This is a genomic window from Pseudomonas sp. GM21 (assembly GCF_000282215.1).
Taxonomy (GTDB): Bacteria; Pseudomonadota; Gammaproteobacteria; order Pseudomonadales; family Pseudomonadaceae; genus Aquipseudomonas.
In genome coordinates this window covers 1-7,073 of the sequence record NZ_AKJS01000090.1, presented here as the reverse complement: position 1 = coordinate 7,073, position 7,073 = coordinate 1, and the positions used below count along the sequence as shown (strand labels likewise).

At 62.2% G+C, this 7,073-nt stretch carries 6 protein-coding genes; all 6 read right to left on the bottom strand.

Annotated elements, in window-relative coordinates:
• Positions 1 to 394: amidase family protein (locus tag PMI22_RS14325; RefSeq protein WP_007946035.1), on the bottom strand; the 394-nt coding region annotated here is incomplete at its 3' end.
• Between the two features lie 25 nt (positions 395 to 419).
• Positions 420 to 4,067 carry an urea carboxylase gene (gene uca / locus PMI22_RS14330; RefSeq protein WP_007946034.1) on the bottom strand — a complete coding sequence of 1,216 codons (3,648 nt, stop codon included), beginning with the start codon at positions 4,065 to 4,067 and terminating at the stop codon, positions 420 to 422.
• A 307-nt stretch (positions 4,068 to 4,374) separates the two neighbouring features.
• Complete coding sequence (locus PMI22_RS14335) at positions 4,375 to 5,016, bottom strand: urea amidolyase associated protein UAAP2 (RefSeq protein WP_007946032.1); 642 nt, start codon at positions 5,014 to 5,016, stop codon at positions 4,375 to 4,377.
• A gap of 11 nt (positions 5,017 to 5,027) precedes the next feature.
• Complete coding sequence (locus tag PMI22_RS14340) at positions 5,028 to 5,753, bottom strand: urea amidolyase associated protein UAAP1 (RefSeq protein WP_007946031.1); 726 nt, start codon at positions 5,751 to 5,753, stop codon at positions 5,028 to 5,030.
• A 12-nt stretch (positions 5,754 to 5,765) separates the two neighbouring features.
• Positions 5,766 to 6,554, bottom strand: a complete 789-nt coding sequence (locus tag PMI22_RS14345; RefSeq protein WP_007946030.1) for an ABC transporter ATP-binding protein — start codon at positions 6,552 to 6,554, stop codon at positions 5,766 to 5,768.
• Positions 6,551 to 7,073, bottom strand: a 523-nt coding sequence (locus tag PMI22_RS14350; protein ID WP_007946029.1) for an ABC transporter permease, incomplete at its 5' end; no start/stop codon positions are given. The genes PMI22_RS14345 and PMI22_RS14350, both read right to left, overlap by 4 nt.

Here is a 7,073-nt window from a genome sequence, read left to right as displayed (position 1 = left end):
CCCGCCTGCCGTTGAGGCCGGTGGCGAATTGATCGAGGTTGGTCTTGCCCAACGGAATCGCCCCCAGCGCCAGCAATTGCTCGACGATAGTCGCCGAACGCTCTGGCACATAGGCAAAGTCCGGGCACGCCGCTGTGGTCGGTATGCCCGCCAGGTCGATGTTGTCCTTGATCGCAAACGGCACGCCGTACAGCGGCAGGCTGTCGATGTCGCGGTCGTCGAGGGCGGCGAGGTACGGTTCCAGTTCTTCGGCACTGAGCAAGTGGATGAACAGGTGATAGTCCGGGTTCAGCGCGGCGGCTTTGTCGCGCAGGCTCGACAGCAGTTTTCGAGGTGTGATGCTGCCGTCGCGGTAAGCGCTGCGCAGGGCGTCGAGTTGCAGATTGAGGGTCATGGGGTTAATCCTTTTCGAAATGGGTTCAGTCGACTTCCAGCACCACAACGCGTTGTCCGGCGCGCACCGCCGAACCCGGTTGCACACGAATCTCGCGCACCACGCCGGCCACGGGTGCCAGCAGCGGAATTTCCATCTTCATCGACTCCAGAATCACCAGCACATCACCGGTGGCCACGCGGCTGCCGGTTTTCACCTGGACCTGCCAGAGGTTGCCGGCGATGTGGCTGTCGACGCTCATTTCACCACTGGCCAGCGCTGCATCTTCGGTCGCTTGCGGGGCCGGTTCTTCACTGTCGAAATGCGCCTGGCCGCTGGCGATCCAGCGCTCGCGCTCGGCGTTGAACGCGCCTTGTTGCTGATCGCGAAACGCGGCGATGGCCTTGGCTTCTTGCGCCAGGAACGTCTGGTAATCCGCGAGGTTCAACTGGCTGTGTTCAATGTTCAGCTCGAAACGCCCGAGCGGAAAGTCCTTGCGGATGCGCAGCAGTTCATCGGCGCTCACCGGGTAGAAGCGGATCTGGTCGAAGAAGCGCAGCAGCCACGGTTTGCCATCGAACGCGGCAACTTCGCGGTAGCGGTTCCACATCTGCAAGGTGCGCCCGACAAACTGATAACCGCCGGGGCCTTCCATGCCGTACACGCACATGTAGGCGCCACCGATGCCCACCGAGTTTTCGGAGGTCCAGGTACGAGCCGGGTTGTACTTGGTGGTCACCAGGCGATGACGCGGGTCGAGCGGGGTGGCGACGGGTGCGCCGAGGTAGACATCGCCCAGGCCCATCACCAGATAGCTGGCGTCGAACACCGTGCGCTGCACTTCGTCGAGGTTGGGCAGGTCGTTGATGCGGCGGATGAACTCCAGATTGCTGGGGCACCACGGTGCGTCCTTGCGCACGGTGGTCATGTATTTCTCGATGGCCAACTGGCAGGCCGGATCATCCCAGGACAGTGGCAAGTGGACGATGCGCGAGGGCACTTGCAGATCATTGGCGGCGCACACGGCGTCCCATTCGCCGGCGACGATGCCGAGCAGGTCGGCCAGCGGCAGTTGCTCGGGTTGGTAGTGCACTTGCAGCGAGCGGATGCCGGGGGTGAGGTCGATCACGCCGTGCAAGTGTTTGCTTTCCAGCGCTTGCATGAGGGCGTGGGCGCGGAAGCGTAAAACCAAGTCGAGTTCCGGCGCGCCGATTTCCAGCAGCAGATGTGTATCACCGGACAGCCTCGCGACCAGCCGCGTATCCCCCTGACCCAAATCCAGCACCACAGGCGACACAACCCCCTGTGGGAGCGAGCCTGCTCGCGAAAGCGGTATACCTGAAACATCAATGGCGGCTGACACGCCCTCTTCGCGAGCAGGCTCGCTCCCACAGGGGGTGTTCCATTTCAAGGCGAGGGTGCGGGCGGTCTGGATATCGACCGGGATGAACTGCACTTTGTCCCCAGCCTTCAACTGTCCCAGCTGCCAAAGGTCCGCTTCAATCACCGTCACCGGGCACACAAACCCGCCCAGACTCGGGCCGTCCGGGCCAAGGATCACCGGCATGTCCCCGGTAAAATCCACTGCACCAATGGCGTACGGATTGTCATGAATGTTCGACGGATGCAGTCCCGCTTCACCGCCGTCGGCACGCACCCATTGCGGTTTCGGCCCGATCAGTCGCACGCCGGTTCGACTGGAGTTGAAATGCACTTCCCATTGGGTCGCGAAGAACGTGCCGATGTAGTTTTCGGTGAAGTATTCCGGTGCGCCATGGGGGCCGTAAATCACGCGGATTTGCCGCACAGCAGGCAACTCGGTGACTTGGACTTCAGTCAGTTCGGCACCGACGCTGCGGTCGATCAAAGCAGGAACATGCAACACATCACCCGCGCGCAGGGCACGACCGCCATGCCCGCCAAACTGACCGAGGGTGAAGGTGCTTTTGCTTCCCAGATAATCCGGAACCTGCAAACCACCGCGCACGCACAGATAGCTGCGCGCGCCTGCACCGGCAATCGTCCCAAGGCTCAACGTGGCTCCCGCCGGCACCAACAGCGCCGTGTTCATCGCGACGCTTTCACCGTTCAGCGTCAGTGGAATTGCCGCGCCGGTGACCGCCACTACCGCATCACAATTGAAGCGCAGCAATGGCCCGCTCATGGTGATTTCCAGCGCGGCGGCACCTTCTTCGTTGCCGAGCAAAAGATTGCCCAGACGCAACGCGCGACTGTCCATCGGCCCCGACGGCGGCACGCCTACGGCCCAATAACCGAGACGCCCCGGATAGTCCTGAACGCTGGTCTGCGTCCCGGCGCCGAGCACTTCGAAAGTGTTGGCCTGATAGACCAGACCTTCAAGGCAACGGGTCCACGGCTGGCCGCTGGCGAATGGCGCATCGAGCAGAATTTGCCGCAAGTAATCGCGGTTGGTTTCCACGCCATAGAGCTGACTGTCGGCCAATGCCTGATGCAGATCGGCGCGTGCTTCTTCACGGGTCGGTGCCCAACTGATGACCTTGGCGATCATCGGGTCGAAGTACGGCGGGATCTCGCAACCGGCCTCGACCCAGGTGTCGATGCGCAGTTGGATGCCGTTGGCGGCAGGGAAATTTACGGCGGTGAGCAAGCCAGGGCTTGGCTGGAAATCGCGGCCCGGATCTTCGGCATACAGGCGTGCCTGAATCGCGTGCCCCTCGGCTCTCAACCCTTGGCTCAACTCACGCAGTGACGGCAAATCACCGGCCGCCAGTTCCACCATCCAGCGCACCAGATCGACGCCCCACACTTGTTCGGTAACGCCGTGTTCCACCTGCAAGCGGGTGTTCACTTCAAGGAAGTAGAAGCGTTGATCTTCGCTGTCGAAAACAAATTCCACGGTGCCGGCGCTGCGGTAACTCACCGCTTTGGCCAGTTTGATGGCGGCTGCGCAAAGCTCTTCGGCCATGCCCTCGGGAAGGTTAGGTGCCGGGGTTTCTTCGAGGACTTTCTGGTTGCGCCGTTGTACCGAGCAGTCGCGCACGCCGAGGGCAATCACCTCGCCGCGACCATCGCCGAACACCTGAACTTCCAGGTGCCGCGCGCGCTGGATGTACTTCTCGATGAACACGCCCGCATCGCTGAAGTTGTTCTGGCCGAGGCGTTTGACTGCTTCAAAGGACTCACTCAACTCCGCTGCGCTGCGGCATACGCGCATACCGATGCCGCCACCACCTGCGGTGCTTTTGAGCATCACCGGGTAGCCGACCTGTTCGCCGGCGATCAGGGCGGCGTCGAGGCTGTCGAGCAGCTCGGTGCCTTCGAGCATCGGTACGCCGTGTTGCTTGGCCAAGGCGCGGGCGGTGTGTTTCAGGCCAAATACGCGCAGCTGCTCGGGGGTCGGGCCGATGAAGGCAATGTTGGCGGCTTCGCAGGCTTCGGCGAATGCGGCGTTTTCCGAGAGGAAACCGTAGCCGGGATGAATCGCTGTGGCGCCAGTGGCTTTGGCGATGGCGAGGATCTTGTCGACCGCCAGATAGGTGCCGGCGGCTGCGCCTTCACCGAGGCTGTGGGCTTCATCGGCTTGCAGGATGTGCAGGCTGGCGGCATCGGCTTCGGAGTACACGGCGACGCCTTTGACCTGCAAGTCGCGCAGGGTGCGCAGGATGCGGCAGGCAATGGCGCCACGGTTGGCAATCAGGACTTTTTCGAACATGGCATAACCCCCGGAGGCGATAGCGCATCAGCCTCGACCTGGGATGCGGGCCGTCCCGCAGTTTTTCGAGATGCACCCGGGTCGTCCCGGGTGAAAAAAACACTTCACTTCAAAACACCACCGTCCCCTTGTGGGAGCGAGCCTGCTCGCGAAAGCGGTGTGTCAGGCGACATCAATGGTGAATGTGCTGACGCCTTCGCGAGCAGGCTCGCTCCCACAGGGAATTGGGGGTGGTTTTACTTTTTCAGGCACTGCCCGGAGCGGGCCTGACACAGGGCGAACAACCATTTACGCAACCGCGCGATTTTCAGTTCCATACCAATAACTCCGCCGGTGTCGGGTTGTAGGCGTTACAAGGGTTGTTCAATTGCGGGCAATTGGAGATCAGCACGATCACGTCCATCTCGGCCCGCAGGTCGACGTATTTGCCCGGTGCCGAAATGCCGTCTTCAAAGGTCAGCCCGCCGTCCGCCGTGACCGGCACGTTCATGAAGAAGTTGATGTTCGGCCCGATATCGCCTTTGCCCAGTCGCCCGTCGTGAACGCAGGCGCGCAGGTAGTTGTCGCGGCAGCTGTGCATGTAGCGTTTTTCCAGGGCGTAGCGCACGGTGTTGCTCTCTTGCGCGCAGGCGCCGCCGAGGGTGTCGTGACGGCCGCAGGTGTCGGCGACGATGGTCAGCATCGGTTTGCCGAGGTTGGAATACAGCACGCTGCCGGTGCTCAGGTAGACGCTGTTTTGCCGGCGCAAGGTGCGCTGCACGTCGTAGCGTTCCTTTGGATTGGCGACACTGTAGAAAAGGGTGTCGACGGCTTGATTGCCTTCCAGGTCGAGAATACGCAAGGTCTGACCGGCCTTGACCTCCATCAGCCAGGGTTCGCCGGCGGGGATGGTGGCGCGGTAGATCGCGGTGTCCGGCTGTTGATGAGCGGTGGCGATAGCGAGTGACATGGCAGCGATCCTCAGGCGAACAGACGGTCGGTGTTGATGAAGCCGCGCTCGTTTTCCGGGCGCGAAGTGCGGCAGTGTTCGGCGACGCTGGCGTCGGCGTTCATCCAGCTGAGCTTCAGAGGCTTGGGTGCGTATTCGGGTGACGGGTCCATCGGGTGTTGCAGCGCGGTGAGCACCACCAGCGTGTCCATCGGCGCGTACATCTCGATGTAATCGCCAGCCCTGGAATTGCCTTCGACGAAGTGGAAGCGTCCTGCTTCATCGACGTCCACCCGGCTGAACAGGTTGAGGGTCATCAGCAAGTCCGACAGGCCCAACCCCCACTTGCCCAGTTCCACCAACAGGTTGTCGGTACCGTTGCGGAAGAAGCCGTTGCGCAGTTCCTGATAGCGCCCCGCGCCGTATTTTTCCGCGACCTCTTCAGCACACAGCACACCGCCGAGGCTGTCGCTCCAGCCGCAGGTGTCGGCAGTGATCGCAGCCAGTACGCGACCCATGTCCGAGTACAGGCAATGGCCGCTGGTGAGTTTGGCGGTGTGTTGGCATTTAAGGCTGTCAGGCAGGTTCAGGCGTTCGGTTTTTTCATTGGCGTTGAGCAACGTCAGGCTGACGTTGGCACCGCCGCGCAGGTCGGTCAGGCGCAGCAATTGGCCGCGTTTCAACACGAACGAACGATGGCCGCCACCGGGTAGCAATTCTTCGGCGAAGGGCGTGAATAGCTGGGTCGAATCAGTCATTTCCATATTCCTCTAAGCGATACGAAGCGTGCCTGCCAGTGGCACCGGCAGGGCGTCGACGGCGGCACGGGTGGTGCGGCGGTCGCTGTTCAAAGGGATGTCGTAGGTGATGCGTGCGCCATAGGCGCCGGGGGCGTGCGGGTCGACGCGGACCTTGTCGAACACCAGCAGGCGCGTGCCGAGGCTGAAACCTTCGGACAGGTCGTGGGTGACCATGAATACCGTCAGTTGCGTCTCGCGCCACAGCTCCAGCAGCAAGGCGTGCATGTCTTTGCGGATACCCGGATCGAGCGCGCCGAACGGTTCGTCGAGCAGCAACACCCGGGGTTTCATGATCAGTGCCTGAGCGATGGCCAGCCGTTGCTGCATGCCGCCGGAAAGTTGCGCCGGGTACTTGTCCAGCGAGTGGCCCAGGCCAACTTTGTGCAGCAACACCGAGGCCTGTTCCCGCGCATCACGCTTGGCGCTGCCGAACAGACGTCCGAGCAGTGGCGAGCGCGGCAGTTCGAGACCGAGGGCGACGTTGTCCAGCACCGTTAAATGCGGGAACACCGAGTAGCGCTGAAACACCACGCCACGGCTGGCATCCGGTTCGCCGGCCAGGGCCTGACCGTCCAACAAAATCTCGCCGCGACTGGCGCGTTCCTGACCGAGCAACAAGCGCAGGAAGGTTGACTTGCCGCAGCCTGAGGCGCCGACGAGGGTGCAGAACTCACCCTCGTTGATGTTGAGGTTCAGCCCTTCGAGCACCACCTGATCGCCATATTGCTGCCACACGTTCTTTACGTTGATGAAGCTCATGCGCGTGCTCCTTCATACCAAGGGAAAGCACGTTGGGTCAGGCGCTTGAGGCCCCAGTCCATCAGCCAGGCGAGGAGGGTGATCCACACCACGTACGGCAGGATCACGTCCATCGCCAGGTAACGGCGCACCAGGAAGATCCGGTAGCCGAGGCCGTCGGTCGAGGCGATGGCTTCAGCGGCGATCAGGAACAACCACGCCGAACCGAGCATCAGCCGCAGCGAAATCAGCAAACGCGGCAGCAGTTGCGGCAGTACCACGCGCAGCATCAGGGTCCAGGTCGAGGCGCCGAGGGTCTGGGCCTTGATCAACAACTCGACCGGAATTTCCCGGGCGCGTTGTTCCAGATCACGGGCCAGGGCGGGGGTGATGCCGATCACGATCAGCATCACTTTCGACAATTCCCCCAGGCCGAACACGATGAACAGAATCGGCAGGATTGCCAGCGGCGGCACCATCGACAACACCGTCAGCAGCGGGGAAAGCGGCGCACCAAACAGTGGCAGGGGGCCGGCCGCC

What these genes read in the sequence shown, in the direction of transcription:
- PMI22_RS14345 (WP_007946030.1), bottom strand. Translation starts at nt 6,554, where the DNA reads ATGAGCTTCATCAACGTAAAGAACGTGTGGCAGCAATATGGCGATCAG.
- PMI22_RS14335 (WP_007946032.1), bottom strand. Translation starts at nt 5,016, where the DNA reads ATGTCACTCGCTATCGCCACCGCTCATCAACAGCCGGACACCGCGATC.
- uca (WP_007946034.1), bottom strand. Translation starts at nt 4,067, where the DNA reads ATGTTCGAAAAAGTCCTGATTGCCAACCGTGGCGCCATTGCCTGCCGC.
- PMI22_RS14340 (WP_007946031.1), bottom strand. Translation starts at nt 5,753, where the DNA reads ATGACTGATTCGACCCAGCTATTCACGCCCTTCGCCGAAGAATTGCTA.